The organism is Streptococcus sp. Marseille-Q8145, from assembly GCF_965112035.1.
Map to the genome: position 1 here is coordinate 226,574 of NZ_CBCOPQ010000003.1, position 14,770 is coordinate 241,343.

Consider the following 14,770-nt stretch of genomic DNA (forward strand, 5'->3'; position numbering starts at 1 on the left):
TAGAATGAATTATAATTGAATAGCAATCCGCAAGACCAGTAACCTAGGGGAAGTTTGACAGGGAGGGGAGCCAGCGACTGAGAGCTCTCTAGATGAAAGCTAGGCGAATTCACTTGCTTTATGATTGGTAATTAAGGTCTGGCTTGCCAGATAAAAAACGGATGGTACCGCGTGTCAACGCTCCGCTTCGGTGTGAGTGAGACCGCGGTTTTTATTTTTGGAGGAACTATGTCAACAATTGAAGAACGATTGCAGAGTCTGCGTGAGGAAACTTTAGCCCAATTGCAGACCATTACTCTGGAAAATGCTAAGGATATGCAGGAGCTGAAAGTATCTGTCCTAGGGAAAAAAGGGAGTCTTACTGAGATTCTCAAAGGGATGAAGGATGTTTCTGCTGAGATGCGCCCAATTATCGGGAAGCACGTCAATGAAGCACGAGATGTGCTGAATGCAGCCTTTGAAGAAGCTGCTCAAATCTTGGAAGAGCAGAAAGTCGCAGCCCAGCTGGCCAATGACGCCTTGGATGTGACCCTGCCAGGCCGTAAGATTCCAGCTGGAAATCGCCATATTTTGACCCAAACGAGTGAAGAAATCGAAGATATCTTTATCGGTATGGGCTATCAGGTTGTGGATGGTTTTGAAGTTGAGTCAGATTACTATAACTTTGAGCGGATGAATCTACCTAAGGACCACCCAGCACGGGATATGCAGGACACTTTCTACATTACAGAAGAGATCCTCTTGCGTACGCACACATCTCCTGTTCAGGCTCGTGCCATGGATGCCCATGACTTTAGCCAAGGGCCGCTCAAGATGATCTCTCCGGGACGTGTTTTCCGTCGCGATACAGACGATGCGACTCACTCTCACCAGTTTCACCAGATTGAAGGTCTGGTCGTAGGGGAAAATATCTCTATGGCTGATTTGCAAGGAACCTTGCAGCTGATTATTCAAAAAATGTTTGGTGCGGATCGGAAGATTCGTCTACGTCCATCTTACTTCCCATTTACAGAGCCATCTGTCGAAGTGGATGTATCTTGCTTTAAGTGTGGTGGTGCTGGCTGTAATGTCTGCAAGAAGACTGGCTGGATCGAAATCATGGGAGCTGGAATGGTGCACCCAAGTGTCTTGGAAATGAGTGGCATCGATTCGGAGAAATATTCTGGCTTTGCCTTTGGTCTCGGTCAGGAGCGGGTAGCTATGCTTCGCTACGGTATCAACGATATTCGTGGCTTCTACCAAGGCGATGTGCGTTTTTCACAGCAGTTCAAGTAAGAAGTCAGTAGAATAGAACTTGATTTGAACAATCCCATCACGAAAAGCCTGATTAGCAATGTTTGCGGACTTGAAATGCGTGGGAAAGAGGCTCATCAGTATACTAGCTTATAAGACAATTTTAGCTAGGAATATCGCTCACAGCCACTTCTGAGAAAGGAGTGCCCTATGTTAGTTAGAGTTCAGCCAGAAGATCTGGATATTTTGCGGGAGTTACAAGTGCAGACCTACCAAGAAACTTTTGGTCCTTTCATCAAACAGGCAGATTTAGAGCATTATTTTGCCCACGAGCTGGCGCATGAAAGGCTGGAGCAGGAGCTGGCCAATCCTGAGTCTGAGCATTATTTTGTGCTGGACAAGGAGCAAAAGATCGCTGGTTTTCTCAAGTGTAACTGGGGTCAGGCTCAGACAGAGCAGGAATTGGAAGATTCCTTTGAAATTCAACGGATTTATGTACTTGCCTCCCATCAGGGCTTCGGCTTGGGCAAGGAAATGTTTGAATTTGCCTTAGAAGAAGCTGAGAAACGTGGCTTTAGCTGGGCTTGGCTAGGCGTTTGGGAAAGAAATTTTAAGGCGCAGAACTTTTACTTTAAATATGGCTTTGAAAGATTTAGCCAGCATGAATATATCACTGGTGACACAGTCGATATTGACTGGCTTTTAAGGAAGAAATTAAACTAAAAAGACGATAACATCGCTGTTTATTGGGCTTTTAGTGAAAACAGAAATTTATAGAGAGGAATCAATACGACCGAAAAGACGAATGGACTGGCTTTGTCTATGAAATCAAAGCTAGCGCCGCTCGGTCGTAAAATCATCAATATGTTAGTTAGTTATAAATGGTTAAAAGAACTGGTTGATTTGGATGTGACGAGCGCCGAGCTGGCGGAGAAAATGTCTACAACTGGTATTGAAGTAGAAGGAGTCAGCTCGCCAGCTGAAGACCTTTCGAAAATTGTTGTCGGAGAAGTTCTGAGCTGTGAGGATGTACCTGAAACTCACCTGCACCTCTGTCAGGTCAATGTCGGGGAAGAGGAGCCTCGCCAGATTGTCTGTGGCGCACCGAATGTCCGTGCTGGAATCAAGGTTATGGTGGCTGTACCAGGCGCTCGCATTGCAGATAATTATAAGATTAAAAAAGGAAAAATTCGTGGGCTAGAGTCACTGGGCATGATTTGCTCTCTCGGTGAGCTGGGGATTTCTGATTCGGTCGTGCCAAAGGAATTTGCGGATGGCATCCAAATTTTGCCAGATAGTGCTGTGCCAGGAGATGAGGTCTTCCCTTATCTAGACTTGGATGATGAGATTATCGAGCTTTCTATCACGCCAAACCGGGCTGACGCTTTGTCTATGCGCGGGGTGGCACACGAAGTAGCAGCTATCTACGATAAGCCTGTTCATTTCAAAGAATTTCCTTTGACTGAAGGGGATAAAGAGGCTACGGCTAGCTTGTCTGTTGCCATTGAAAGCGAAAAAGCACCGTTTTATGCCGCTCGCATTTTGGACAATGTGACCATTGCCCCAAGTCCTCAGTGGCTGCAAAATCTCCTCATGAACGAAGGAATTCGTCCGATTAACAATGTAGTGGACGTGACTAACTACATCTTGCTCTACTTTGGTCAGCCAATGCATGCCTTTGATCTGGACACATTTGAGGGGGATCAGATTGTTGTGCGGGAAGCGCGTGCTGGTGAAAAACTGGTGACGCTGGACGGCGAAGAGCGGGAGCTGGAAGTTGGAGATTTAGTTATCACTGTGGCAGATAAGCCAGTGGCTCTTGCAGGTGTTATGGGCGGAGCAGCCACCGAAATCTCTGACAAGTCGACTCGTGTCGTTCTGGAAGCAGCTGTCTTTGATGGCAAGTCAATCCGTAAGACAAGTAGCCGTCTGGGCTTGCGTTCTGAGTCTTCTTCACGCTTTGAAAAAGGAATTAACCTTGCAACAGTAACTGAAGCTCTAGATGCTGCAGCAAGCATGATTGCTGACTTGGCAGGTGCAACTGTTCATGCTGGTATTGTCCAAGCAGGACAGTTAGATACGACTGACAAGCAGGTTTCGACTAGCCTTTCAGATGTCAACCGAGTCTTGGGAACAGATTTGACTTATGCAGATATTGAAGATATTTTCCGTCGTCTAGGCTTTGGACTCAGTGGTTCTGCGGATTTCTTCACAGTCAGCGTACCTGCTCGTCGTTGGGATATTAGTATTCCAGCAGATCTTTACGAGGAAATTGCTCGTATTTATGGCTATGACCGCTTGCCAGTTTCCCTACCTCAAGATGCTGGAACGGCTGGCGAATTGACGGCCACTCAGAAGCTACGTCGCAAGGTTCGGACGGTGGCTGAAGGAGCAGGACTGACCGAGATTATTTCCTATGCCTTGACTACGCCAGAAAAAGCTGTCGAATTTACGCTTAATCCTACAAATCTAACGGAGCTTATGTGGCCTATGACAAGGGAGCGCAGTGTTCTCCGCCAAAATATGCTCTCAGGCATGTTGGATACTGTCAGCTACAATGTTGCTCGTAAAAATAAGGATTTGGCCCTGTATGAAATTGGAAAAATCTTTGAACAAACAGGCAATCCGAAGGAAGAATTGCCTAACGAAATCAATAGCTTTGCCTTTGCTCTAACTGGCTTGGTAAGTGAGAAAGATTTCCAGACGCCAGCGACTCCTGTGGACTTCTTCTACGCTAAGGGTGTGGTTGAAGCGCTCTTTGATCGCTTGGGATTAGATGCTGATTATCAAGCAACTGACCAGCTTAAGAGTCTGCATCCAGGTCGGACAGCGCTGATTTCGATCAAAGGTCAGCCAGTGGGCTATGTCGGGCAGGTTCATCCAGTGACAGCTAAGGCTTATGACATCCCAGAAACCTATGTGGCAGAGCTCAATCTGACAGCTATTGAGGCGAGTCTTGAGCCAGAACAGCCTTTTGTAGAAATCACCAAATTCCCAGCTGTTACTCGCGATGTGGCCTTGTTGCTCAAAGCAGAAATCAGCCACAGACAGGTGGTTGAAGCGATTCAAGCTGCCGGAGTGAAACGTTTGACGGATATCAAGCTCTTCGATATCTACTCTGGTGAAAAATTAGGTGTTGGCCTCAAATCTATGGCCTACACTCTGACTTTCCAAAATCCAGAAGACAGCCTAACCGATGATGAAGTCGCTAAATACATGGAAAAAATCCAAAAATCCTTGGAAGAAAATGTTGGAGCAGAAGTGCGCTAGTATATACAAAGAGAAGCAGTCCTTTGGGCTGCTTTTGACTATAAAAGAGCTTTATAAAAGTCTTGATTTATGGTATTCTAGTCCCATAAAGATTTTACAGAAAGAATATTTTAATGGAATATAAAAGAAGTTATGCAGCTGAAATTGTAGCTATTATTATTGTTATTATTGGAGCCTTCATATTCATTGGGGCAATGCAATCACCAAATAGTAGTGGTGGGAACCACAGCGATCGCTTAGAACAGCTAGAGTCTGAACGAAAAGATGCAAAGTTGAATGAAAGCCCGATGACTATTGAAAAAGCCAAAACCTTGGTTAATTCGGATTTTGCACCTGAGAATGAAACACCAGAAGAAGAGCAAAAAAGACTGCAAGCTTTTGTAGAGACCTATAATAAACAATTAGAGTCCGAACAGGCTTCTATCCGAAGAGAAAAGGAATCTGAGCAAGAAATTCTCAATCAAAATAATGAATATGTGGGTCCAATTCTAATTGGTGCAGGTATTATAGTTACTATTTTAGGTGTTTCGGCTTATAAGAAAGCTCATGAGCCTGCAGCTTTTGCTATTTCTGATAATAAGATTGATGTTAAACCCTCTGTTTTCCAAGATATAAATCACATTAATTTAACAAATATTAAGCAAATCGAGTATGAAATTAGACGTGCTTATTCTAAAAATTCGAGATCAACTTATCGCATACTTTATTTTAAAGACGAAGAAGGAAAAACACTGGAAGAGATTGACTTGAATGATCTTGTTGATGCTGATTTCAATACTATTTATAAAGAAATCAGTAAGCGAGCTCCACATATTGAATGGATTTTTCCGGAATAAAAGGAAAGATTGTAGGAAAAGTAATTATGGAAAATGTAAGCCAAATATCCCAATGTCAGACTCTTTGGGCTAGAAATAAATATCTGGTTCTCAGTCATTCCAGTAAGATTTATCTGGAAATCCGCCAATATCTAAAAAGCGACTCAGTGGAAGCAGCACATGTCCAAGATTTAATTGATCAGGCGATAGCCCTACCAGAAAACCGAGGTCAGGTCTATAATGCTTTTCAGCATGTTTGGGGCTATTTTAAGAAAAAAGCTAGCCCAGCTGAAAAAGAAAATTTTATGCTGCTTTTAGAGCGATACCAAGTAGGTCAGGTGAAGCAGGAGATTTTGGTAGAAGCTGTGAAAGATTTGCTTAGAAAGTACCCCAATCCCTATCTGCAACAGTCGACCTTGATATTTGGGGATGATGCAGAAGGCTCGTCCATCAAGGATGACTAACTTTGATCCTCTAGAAGAAGCAAGAAATTCTACATCTCCAGTCAAGTTAGGCTGGAGAATTTTCTATTTTTAGATAAAAAAATGCTATACGATTGACAAACAAAACAGACAATTGTAGAATATAATTATAAACTACAAATGTAGAAAAGGAGAAAGCAATATGACTGTTTCAAAAAAGTCCTTTATCGGTATTCTATCTCTGACAGTAGCAGTTTCACTGGCTGCTTGCTCAAGCAATGCTAATCAGGGAGGAAATGCTAACTCATCACAGAATACCCAAAGCCAAACATCACAGCCTGCGCAAGAACAGACTTCTTCATCCAATGCAGGCCAGACCAGCAATCTAAACGGACGCTACCAAGCAAGCGACCATGATGGTGACCAGCATGTCCTAGAAATCAATGGTTCGACTGGTACTTGGACTGAGACCGAGGTCGATGGCAGTAAGGAAATCAAACAGGTACAAGTAGATGCAGCGAAGCAGAGACTAATTGTCGGTGACGATGTCAAAAGCTATCGTCAAAATGGCAACCAGCTGATTGTGAACGAATTGGATGATGATCCAGACACTCTGATCTTTACTAAGCAGTGAAGCGTTTCTCAATCTGCTCAGAAAAAGAGTGTGCGAAGCGTAAAGAAAAAGAAACAAGAACGGTTTCAGTATATGAACTGAAGCCCTTGTTTCTTTTTTATTTTATGAATTTCTTTCAAGGAATGTTTCTTACTTAGGGAATCGCTATACGACTTAGTGATTTTCGTGTGAATCTGGTTACCATTAGTCTCATATGTTTTTCTAGCTTGCTTCTTTATGATATAATGATCTTTAATAACTCAAAGGAGGACAGCTTTGTTTTTAGCTTTTAAAGAGATTGTCTACAGTCGCGGACGCTATCGTTTAGTGGTTGCTGTGGTCTTTCTCATTACCTATATGGTTTTCTTTTTGTCTAGTCTTTCTGTCGGTTTGGCTAGGCTCAATCGCTTGGCTCTGGACCAATGGCAGGCTGATTCAATTGTCTTGTCGGAGTACGCCAATAAGAATCTAATAGCTTCGACTCTAAAGGAAGAGGAGTATAGTAGCCTGCTTCAAGGGGACTCAATTGCGGCTTTGGGACAGACGGCAGCAGTGGCCAATTATGAAGATGGGACTGATAAACTCAATGCTCAGGTTTTTGGTCTCTCTTGGGATAGTTTTCTAGCGCCTGACATTATTGAGGGACGTCCTGCTGAGAATGCTTATGAAGTTATTGCGGATAAACGCCTCCAGCAAAAAGGTGTCAAACTAGGCGACCAGCTTCAGCTCAATGGCAGTGAGCGCCTCTATCAGGTTGTTGGCTTCACAGAAGATAATAGCTTCTTTACGCAACCTGTAATTTTTATGGATCTAGATGATTTCAGGGAATTAAAGTACGGCTCTAGTCAGGTTAAGAATATCAGCGCACTTGTGGTCAAAGATAGTCAAAAGATTGAAGAAACTGGGCTTAGTCAGCTTTCTATGAGTGATTTTATAGAAAATATCCCTGGTTATCAGCCTCAGGTACTGACTTTTTCCTTTATGATTGGGGCCATGGTTCTGATTACTTTTTTAGTATTGGGAATTTTCATGTACATCATTACTATTCAGAAGACTCAACTTTACGGTATTATGCGGGCCCAAGGGATTGCCAGCGGGAAGATTATTGCTTCTATTTTCTGGCAGATTTTCATCCTATCCACTCTGGGAATCAGCTTAGCTGTCTTGGCTCTTTTGGGAACCCAGCTAGTCTTGCCAGCCTCTATGCCGTTTTACAGTGATTGGCGAGCTTATGCTGGATTGATTGTCCTGATTGTTTTCATGTCGCTGGCCGGCGGGCTCTTGTCCATTCACCGGGTTCTGAAAATTGACCCTATCACAGCGATCGGAGGTGAGTAAATGCCAATCATAGAACTAAAAGGGGTTACAAAAGAATATGGTCAGGGACATACGCTGGTTCAAGCCCTGAAACCAACTGATTTCCAACTGGAAGCGGGGCAGTTTGTAGCTATTATTGGGCCGTCAGGATCAGGGAAAACAACTTTTCTGACCTTGCTAGGGCATTTACAAACTCCTTCAAAAGGACAGATTCTCCTGCATGGGAAAGATACTTCCCAGCTCAAGGAAAAGGAACGGGCTGCTCTACGCTTCAATGATTTTGGCTTTATTTTGCAGGCTTCCAATCTCATTCCTTTTTTGAAAATCGAAGACCAGTTTCAGCTGATTGACCGCTTATCTAAAAAGGAAAGTACGGATCTAGACAGTCTGATTGAGTTGCTGGATCTACAAGGAACACTCAAGCAGTATCCCAAAGAATTGTCCGGTGGGGAACGGCAGCGAGCTGCTATCGCCAGAGCGCTTTACAATAGCCCAGATATTATCTTGGCTGATGAGCCGACAGCTAGTCTGGATACGGAGCGGGCGAAGCGCGTGGTCCATCTGCTCAAAGAAGTGACTCAAAAATTCAACAAGAGCGTAGTCATGATTACCCATGATACCCGTCTGCTGGACGAGGTTGACAAGGTTTATGAGATGCAAGACGGAGTGCTGACTCAAGTCCGATAAAGATGTAGCCAAAAAAATAGTTTGGGACAAGGAGAATGCCGCAATTCATGATCAGGCAAAGCATCAGCTTGATTGAACAGACAAACAAACACGGTTCCATGTTCAGGAACCGTGTTTCGTTTTCTTCATTTTCTGGTGATTTTCAGGATTTATTTTGGTAGTACGGGCTTTGTGGAGGAGGACCTCCAACCAGCTGCGTTTTTGGATGCGCTCTCTGACTTGCCCATTCTTTCGACTTTCTAGGTATTCGCCTAGATTTTTTGCTTTGATAAACTCTGTGATTCCCATATTATTTTCCTAGGCAGAATTGGCTGAAGAGTTGAGTGATGAGTTCGTCTGGTGCGGCGTCACCAGTGATTTCTCCTAGGATTTCCCAAGTGCGGGTCAGATCGACTTGGAGAAGATCCACTGGCATGCCTAGTTCCAGTCCCTGATTGACGGCTTGCAGGCTTTCGACAGCCTTTTCGATGAGAGAGATGTGGCGGGTATTGGACAGGTAGGTGGCGTCTTGTTCGACAATGCCAGCATTTTCAAAGAAGAGCTGATTGATACGATCCTCGATTTTATCAATATTTTGGTTGTGGAGGACGGAAATCTTGATAGCATCTGCTGGTAGCTGGTCTAGTTCAATCTTCTCTTCAAGGTCAGTCTTGTTCAGCAGGACGATGCGATTGCTGTCTTGACTGATTTCAAGCAACTGGCGGTCTTGCTCGGTCAGAGGCTCGCTGGCGTTTAAAACTAATAGAACCAAGTCAGCTTCCTGCAGGGCTTTTTTAGAGCGCTCAACGCCAATCTGCTCCACAAGATCATCCGTTTCCCGAATGCCTGCGGTGTCAATAAGCTTGAGAGGGACGCCGTTGATATTGACGTACTCCTCGATCACATCACGAGTCGTCCCCTCGATATCGGTCACAATGGCCTTGTCCTCACGCAGAAGATTGTTGAGGAGGCTGGATTTACCAACATTAGGTCGACCGATGATAGCAGTAGAAATACCTTCGCGCAGAATCTTGCCTCGTCGTGCAGTTTTGAGAAGATGGGTCAGAAGTTGCTCAAATTCTAGCGTTTTTCCACGAATGATTTCCGTCGTTGCTTCCTCAACATCGTCGTACTCAGGATAGTCGATGTTGACCTCGACCTGAGCCAGTGTGTTGAGGATTTCCTGACGGGTGCTGTTGATAAGGTCGGAAAGAGAGCCATCCAACTGCTTGACAGCATTGTTCATGGCTTTATCGGTCTTGGCGCGGATGATGTCCATGACAGCCTCAGCCTGAGTCAAGTCCACGCGCCCATTGAGAAAGGCCCGCTTGGTAAATTCGCCAGGATCTGCCATTCTAGCTCCTTCGCGGATAGCAAGCTGTAGGATTTCATTGGTCACCGCAATCCCACCGTGGGTGTTGATCTCGATGATATCCTCACGGGTGAAAGTCTTGGGAGAGCGCATAGCGCCGACCATGACCTCATCCAGAATCTCCTGATTTTGAGGGTCGATGATATGACCGTAGTTGAGTGTGTGGCTGGCCACTTTGCTTAAATCCTTGCCTTTAAAGATTTTTTGTGCAATAGCAAAGCTGTCCGTCCCGCTTAGTCTGACGATACCGATGGCTCCTTCCCCAAGAGGGGTCGAAATGGCAGCGATGGTATCAAATTCTCGTGTTATCATATATATCCTTCCTGGAAATCTATTTTGCAAGTATCTGCCCAAAATTCACCCAAAAAGTTTTTGAGACTTTTGCATCATTTTGTCCTTGTTTTGCATTAATTAATAGGTATAGTGAGAAAGTGGTAGTTAAATCCTTGTGCCTTAGTAAAATGCGATCGATGTCTAGAGCTTCTTCCTTGATTTTACCAATATTCATAAAAGAAAAACAGCTGTTGGGTAGGAAATTTATTTTACTCTAAACCTGTTCCTATCTTGCTAGTCAGTAGGAAAGAACCATCTTCATTTTTTGAAAAAGTTAGGATGACGGCTTGATATTTGCTTCCTCCTGGTAAGTAGGTGATGGTTTTTAATTCAGAGCCGCTGACAGTGGAAGTGGTTTCGTCAGTTGGTTTGCCGTGGTCGCGAATGACGTCGTCGTATTTTGTTCCGCCTGCACCTCTTTTCAAAATATCACCCTCTTTGAGTGCATCAAATTCTGCTTTTGTCCATGTAAACTTCGCGCTTTCTTCTTTTTCCTTTTCTTCTTCTCTTTCTGACGAATCAATATAGGAACGATAAGAGCTCGAAAGAGTATCAAATCTTTTTCCCATTTCATTGAACATACGGGAATAGAATGATAGAGTGACCAGTGCGATGATTAAGGAAAAAAAGGAAATGACAGAGCCGATTATAGCCAAAGTTTTCGGTTTCTTTTGGTTAATAATGAGGCCGATAATAGCCAGGATAAGAGCAATAGTGCCGATAAAAAAAGATAGATAATTGATGATTGGTATCCAGGAGCCAAGTAAAGCGATTGCTCCAAAGACAATGGCTAAAATACCTAAAACTTTATTTTCTTGCTGCATCATAACAACCTCCTCAGATTTTCTATGGTTTACTACTTGAAATATGTATTTCTTTTAGTAATTTGCCTATCTTCATTGTAGCGTAAAATAGAACTAGGAGCAAGATTTTAAGGAGATTTTCGTGAAATGGAGCACTGTTAAAATGCGATAAACCGTTTAAAGAGCTGAAAACACTTTCAAATTTCAAAGAATTGTGATATACTAAACATAGTTGATTTGAGGAGGTGCTATGGAAACTCTAAAGAAACTAGCAGGCATCAAGGCTGCTGAATTTGTCGAAGACGGGATGGTGGTCGGTCTGGGAACAGGTTCGACTGCTTACTATTTTGTCGAGGAAATTGGTCGACGTATCAAAGAGGAAGGCTTGCAGATTACTGCAGTCACTACCTCTAGCGTGACTAGCAAGCAAGCAGAAGGCTTGGGCATTCCGCTGAAATCCATCGATGAAGTGGATCAGGTCGATGTGACCGTTGATGGAGCTGATGAAGTGGATCCTCAGTTCAACGGCATCAAAGGCGGAGGCGGAGCCCTGTTGATGGAGAAAGTTGTCGCGACACCTTCCAAGGACTACATCTGGGTGGTCGATGAAAGCAAATTGGTCCAAAAGCTAGGTGCTTTCAAGCTGCCAGTCGAAGTAGTGCAATATGGTGCAGAGCAAGTTTTCCGTCGCTTTGTAGAGGCAGGCTACAAGCCAAGTTTCCGTGAAAAAAATGGCCAACGTTTTATCACGGATATGCAGAACTTCATTATTGATCTAGATTTGGGTGTAATCGAAAATCCAGTCGAATTTGGCCGAGAATTAGATCATATTGTGGGCGTTGTTGAGCACGGACTTTTCACCAAAATGGTCAACAAGGTGATCGTCGCTGGTCAAGGTGGCGTAAACATTTTAGAAGCAAATAACTAGAAAAGAGGTTTTCATGTCAAAATTTAATCGTATTCACTTAGTCGTTATGGACTCAGTCGGCATTGGGGCAGCACCAGATGCTAACAATTTTGTTAATGCAGGGGTGCCAGATGGAGCTTCCGATACGCTGGGACATATTTCTAAAGCAGTCGGTCTAGATGTGCCAAATATGGCTAAGCTAGGTCTGGGAAATATCGAGCGTGAGCAAGCCTTGAAAACTGTACCAGCTGAGGAAAATCCAAGTGGTTACTATACTAAATTAGAAGAAGTTTCTTTAGGAAAAGACACGATGACAGGACACTGGGAAATCATGGGCCTGAACATTACCGAACCTTTTGATACTTTCTGGAATGGCTTCCCAGAGGAAATCTTGACTAAAATTGAAGAATTTTCTGGACGTAAAGTTATTCGTGAGGCTAACAAACCTTATTCTGGCACGGCAGTTATTGATGACTTTGGCCCTCGTCAGATGGAAACAGGCGAGCTGATTATCTACACCTCAGCTGACCCAGTATTGCAAATTGCGGCACACGAAGAAGTGATTCCTTTGGACGAGCTCTATCGGATTTGTGAATACGCTCGCTCAATTACCTTGGAACGACCTGCGCTTCTGGGACGGATCATCGCTCGCCCTTATGTGGGTGAGCCAGGTAACTTCACTCGTACAGCCAATCGCCATGACTATGCAGTTTCTCCATTTGAGCCAACTGTTTTGGACAAGCTCAATGAAGCTGGTATTGATACTTATTCAGTTGGTAAGATTAACGATATTTTCAACGGTGCTGGGATCAACCACGACATGGGGCATAACCAGTCTAATAATCATGGCGTAGACAATTTGGTTAAGGCTATCCAGTCTGAGGACTTCAAGTATGGCTTCTCATTTACCAACTTGGTAGACTTCGATGCTCTTTATGGTCACCGTCGTGATCCGCATGGCTATCGTGATTGTCTGCAGGAGTTTGACGCTCGCTTGCCGGAAATCATTGAAAACATGCGGGAAGATGACTTACTCATGATTACTGCTGACCACGGTAATGACCCGACCTATGCTGGAACAGACCACACTCGTGAGTACATTCCGCTCTTGGTTTTTGGTAAATCACTCAAGGGGAATGGACACTTGCCTGTCGGACACTTTGCGGACATTTCAGCAACCATCGCTGACAACTTCGGTGTGGACAAGGCTATGATCGGTGAAAGCTTCTTGGACAAATTGGTATAAGCATAAGAGAGTGAGGAAAATATTTAATGACAACATTATCTGAGAAAATCAAAGCAACGGCAGCCTTTCTGAAAGAAAAAGGCATGGCAGAACCTGATTTTGGGCTGATTTTGGGCTCTGGTTTGGGAGAATTGGCTTCTGAAATCGAAAATGCCGTTAGTCTTGACTATGCGGATATTCCAAACTGGGGTCGCTCAACTGTCGTTGGCCACGCTGGAAAATTAGTCTATGGAGACTTGGCAGGACGTAAAGTCTTGGCGCTGCAAGGCCGTTTCCATTTCTATGAAGGAAATCCTTTAGAAATCGTTACTTTCCCAGTGCGTGTGATGAAAGCTCTTGGTGCGACAGGTGTTATTGTTACCAATGCTGCCGGAGGTATCGGTTATGGTCCTGGTACGCTTATGGCGATTACTGACCACATCAATATGACGGGTCAAAATCCTTTGATTGGTGAAAACTTGGATGAATTTGGTCCACGTTTCCCTGACATGTCTAAATCTTATACACCAGAATACCGTGCAACTGCTCATCAAGTCGCTGATAAGCTTGGCATTAAGCTGGATGAGGGTGTCTATATCGGTGTCACCGGTCCAACTTACGAAACGCCAGCAGAAATCCGTGCTTATAAGACGCTCGGAGCAGATGCAGTTGGCATGTCTACTGTTCCCGAAGTGATCGTGGCTGCCCACTCAGGATTGAAAGTCCTCGGTATTTCATGCATTACCAATCATGCTGCTGGATTCCAAGAAGAGCTTAATCACGAGGAAGTGGTTGAAGTGACAGAGCGTGTCAAAGGTGATTTCAAACGATTACTTAAAGCCATTCTTGCTGAATTGTAAGAAAATAAAATATTAAACGAAGGAAAGGTAGAGCGAGGCGTTCAGATGTGAACACAAGCGGAAAACTATCTTTCAAATAAACACAGAAAGGAAGGGCGTCTGAGTTTGAATTGAACTCGGGCTAGAGGCGGTGCAAAAAAGATAAATCTACCTAGATGCAGTCGCATCTTCGTTCGATTTCCTATTTTTGCCTTGCCTCTTTTAAGCCCTTAGTATCTTATATTATGTCTATCCATATTGCTGCTAAGCAGGGTGAAATTGCTGATAAAATTCTCTTGCCGGGTGATCCGCTTCGTGCTAAGTTTATTGCGGAAAATTTTCTAGAAGATGCCGTTTGCTTTAACGAAGTGCGGAACATGTTTGGCTACACTGGTATTTACAAGGGTCAGCGGGTTTCTGTCATGGGAACTGGGATGGGAATGCCGTCTATTTCCATCTATGCGCGTGAGTTGATTGTTGACTACGGTGTGAAAAAGCTGATTCGTGTGGGAACGGCTGGTTCGCTCAATGCAGATGTTCACGTTCGTGAATTGGTTTTAGCTCAAGCGGCTGCGACCAACTCAAACATTATCCGCAATGACTGGCCTCAGTATGATTTTCCGCAGATTGCCAGCTTTGACTTGCTGGACAAGGCTTATCATATCGCTAAAGATCTGGGTATGACGACCCATGTCGGAAATGTTTTGTCGTCAGATGTTTTCTATTCGAACTATTTTGAGAAAAATATCGAGCTGGGCAAATGGGGCGTAAAAGCTGTTGAAATGGAAGCGGCAGCCCTTTACTATCTGGCTGCTCAGCACCAGGTAGATGCTCTGGCTATCATGACCATTTCTGATAGTTTGGTCAATCCTGACGAAGATACGACAGCAGAGGAACGCCAAAATACCTTCACCGATATGATGAAGGTTGGTTTGGAAACCTTGATTGATTAAGC

At 44.0% G+C, this 14,770-nt stretch carries 14 protein-coding genes; 12 read left to right on the forward strand and 2 right to left on the reverse strand.

Going from position 1 to position 14,770, the window contains the following annotated elements; genetic code table 11:
- Positions 1-228: 228 nt before the first annotated feature.
- The 8 genes from pheS to ACWPVL_RS07465 all read left to right on the forward strand — a co-directional run bounded on the left by pheS (position 229) and on the right by ACWPVL_RS07465 (position 8,357).
- Positions 229-1,275, forward strand: a complete 1,047-nt coding sequence (gene pheS, locus ACWPVL_RS07430) for a phenylalanine--tRNA ligase subunit alpha (RefSeq protein WP_061910872.1) — start codon at positions 229-231, stop codon at positions 1,273-1,275.
- A gap of 168 nt (positions 1,276-1,443) precedes the next feature.
- Entirely contained in the window at positions 1,444-1,956 is a 513-nt protein-coding gene (locus tag ACWPVL_RS07435; RefSeq protein WP_454387967.1) for a GNAT family N-acetyltransferase, read from the forward strand.
- A gap of 99 nt (positions 1,957-2,055) precedes the next feature.
- Positions 2,056-4,503 (forward strand): phenylalanine--tRNA ligase subunit beta, encoded by a 2,448-nt coding sequence (gene pheT / locus ACWPVL_RS07440; protein WP_454387969.1) that lies wholly within the window; start codon positions 2,056-2,058, stop codon positions 4,501-4,503.
- A gap of 113 nt (positions 4,504-4,616) precedes the next feature.
- A complete protein-coding gene (locus tag ACWPVL_RS07445; RefSeq protein WP_414295580.1) occupies positions 4,617-5,339 on the forward strand; it encodes a hypothetical protein in 723 nt (240 codons plus the stop codon).
- Positions 5,340-5,365: 26 nt separating this feature from the next.
- Positions 5,366-5,782, forward strand: coding sequence for a YbgA family protein (locus ACWPVL_RS07450; protein WP_414295581.1), 417 nt, complete (start codon positions 5,366-5,368; stop codon positions 5,780-5,782).
- A 160-nt stretch (positions 5,783-5,942) separates the two neighbouring features.
- On the forward strand, positions 5,943-6,374 hold the full coding sequence (locus ACWPVL_RS07455) for an SP_0198 family lipoprotein (protein ID WP_454387971.1): 432 nt from the start codon (positions 5,943-5,945) through the stop codon (positions 6,372-6,374).
- A gap of 255 nt (positions 6,375-6,629) precedes the next feature.
- Entirely contained in the window at positions 6,630-7,691 is a 1,062-nt protein-coding gene (locus tag ACWPVL_RS07460) for an ABC transporter permease (RefSeq protein ID WP_454387973.1), read from the forward strand.
- Positions 7,692-8,357, forward strand: a complete 666-nt coding sequence (locus tag ACWPVL_RS07465; protein WP_454387975.1) for an ABC transporter ATP-binding protein — start codon at positions 7,692-7,694, stop codon at positions 8,355-8,357.
- 289 nt (positions 8,358-8,646) lie between these two features.
- On the opposite strand, the gene mnmE is transcribed toward ACWPVL_RS07465, so the two are convergent.
- Positions 8,647-10,020, reverse strand: coding sequence for a tRNA uridine-5-carboxymethylaminomethyl(34) synthesis GTPase MnmE (mnmE, locus tag ACWPVL_RS07470; RefSeq protein ID WP_454387977.1), 1,374 nt, complete (start codon positions 10,018-10,020; stop codon positions 8,647-8,649).
- Between the two features lie 230 nt (positions 10,021-10,250).
- On the reverse strand, positions 10,251-10,868 hold the full coding sequence (locus tag ACWPVL_RS07475) for a CD20-like domain-containing protein (RefSeq protein ID WP_454387979.1): 618 nt from the start codon (positions 10,866-10,868) through the stop codon (positions 10,251-10,253).
- Between the two features lie 226 nt (positions 10,869-11,094).
- Here ACWPVL_RS07475 and rpiA point away from each other — a divergent pair, with 226 nt between their 5' ends.
- The 4 genes from rpiA to deoD all read left to right on the forward strand — a co-directional run bounded on the left by rpiA (position 11,095) and on the right by deoD (position 14,768).
- A complete protein-coding gene (gene rpiA / locus ACWPVL_RS07480) occupies positions 11,095-11,772 on the forward strand; it encodes a ribose-5-phosphate isomerase RpiA (RefSeq protein ID WP_454387981.1) in 678 nt (225 codons plus the stop codon).
- A 13-nt stretch (positions 11,773-11,785) separates the two neighbouring features.
- Entirely contained in the window at positions 11,786-12,997 is a 1,212-nt protein-coding gene (locus ACWPVL_RS07485) for a phosphopentomutase (protein WP_149555725.1), read from the forward strand.
- Between the two features lie 26 nt (positions 12,998-13,023).
- Positions 13,024-13,836 (forward strand): purine-nucleoside phosphorylase, encoded by an 813-nt coding sequence (locus tag ACWPVL_RS07490; RefSeq protein WP_454387983.1) that lies wholly within the window; start codon positions 13,024-13,026, stop codon positions 13,834-13,836.
- Positions 13,837-14,060: 224 nt separating this feature from the next.
- Positions 14,061-14,768 (forward strand): purine-nucleoside phosphorylase, encoded by a 708-nt coding sequence (gene deoD / locus ACWPVL_RS07495; RefSeq protein ID WP_454387985.1) that lies wholly within the window; start codon positions 14,061-14,063, stop codon positions 14,766-14,768.
- Positions 14,769-14,770 lie beyond the last annotated feature (2 nt).

What these genes read in the sequence shown, in the direction of transcription:
- ACWPVL_RS07450 (WP_414295581.1), top strand. Translation starts at nt 5,366, where the DNA reads ATGGAAAATGTAAGCCAAATATCCCAATGTCAGACTCTTTGGGCTAGA.
- mnmE (WP_454387977.1), bottom strand. Translation starts at nt 10,020, where the DNA reads ATGATAACACGAGAATTTGATACCATCGCTGCCATTTCGACCCCTCTT.
- rpiA (WP_454387981.1), top strand. Translation starts at nt 11,095, where the DNA reads ATGGAAACTCTAAAGAAACTAGCAGGCATCAAGGCTGCTGAATTTGTC.
- pheS (WP_061910872.1), top strand. Translation starts at nt 229, where the DNA reads ATGTCAACAATTGAAGAACGATTGCAGAGTCTGCGTGAGGAAACTTTA.
- ACWPVL_RS07475 (WP_454387979.1), bottom strand. Translation starts at nt 10,868, where the DNA reads ATGATGCAGCAAGAAAATAAAGTTTTAGGTATTTTAGCCATTGTCTTT.
- ACWPVL_RS07485 (WP_149555725.1), top strand. Translation starts at nt 11,786, where the DNA reads ATGTCAAAATTTAATCGTATTCACTTAGTCGTTATGGACTCAGTCGGC.
- ACWPVL_RS07435 (WP_454387967.1), top strand. Translation starts at nt 1,444, where the DNA reads ATGTTAGTTAGAGTTCAGCCAGAAGATCTGGATATTTTGCGGGAGTTA.
- ACWPVL_RS07490 (WP_454387983.1), top strand. Translation starts at nt 13,024, where the DNA reads ATGACAACATTATCTGAGAAAATCAAAGCAACGGCAGCCTTTCTGAAA.
- ACWPVL_RS07455 (WP_454387971.1), top strand. Translation starts at nt 5,943, where the DNA reads ATGACTGTTTCAAAAAAGTCCTTTATCGGTATTCTATCTCTGACAGTA.
- ACWPVL_RS07445 (WP_414295580.1), top strand. Translation starts at nt 4,617, where the DNA reads ATGGAATATAAAAGAAGTTATGCAGCTGAAATTGTAGCTATTATTATT.
- pheT (WP_454387969.1), top strand. Translation starts at nt 2,056, where the DNA reads ATGAAATCAAAGCTAGCGCCGCTCGGTCGTAAAATCATCAATATGTTA.
- ACWPVL_RS07465 (WP_454387975.1), top strand. Translation starts at nt 7,692, where the DNA reads ATGCCAATCATAGAACTAAAAGGGGTTACAAAAGAATATGGTCAGGGA.
- deoD (WP_454387985.1), top strand. Translation starts at nt 14,061, where the DNA reads ATGTCTATCCATATTGCTGCTAAGCAGGGTGAAATTGCTGATAAAATT.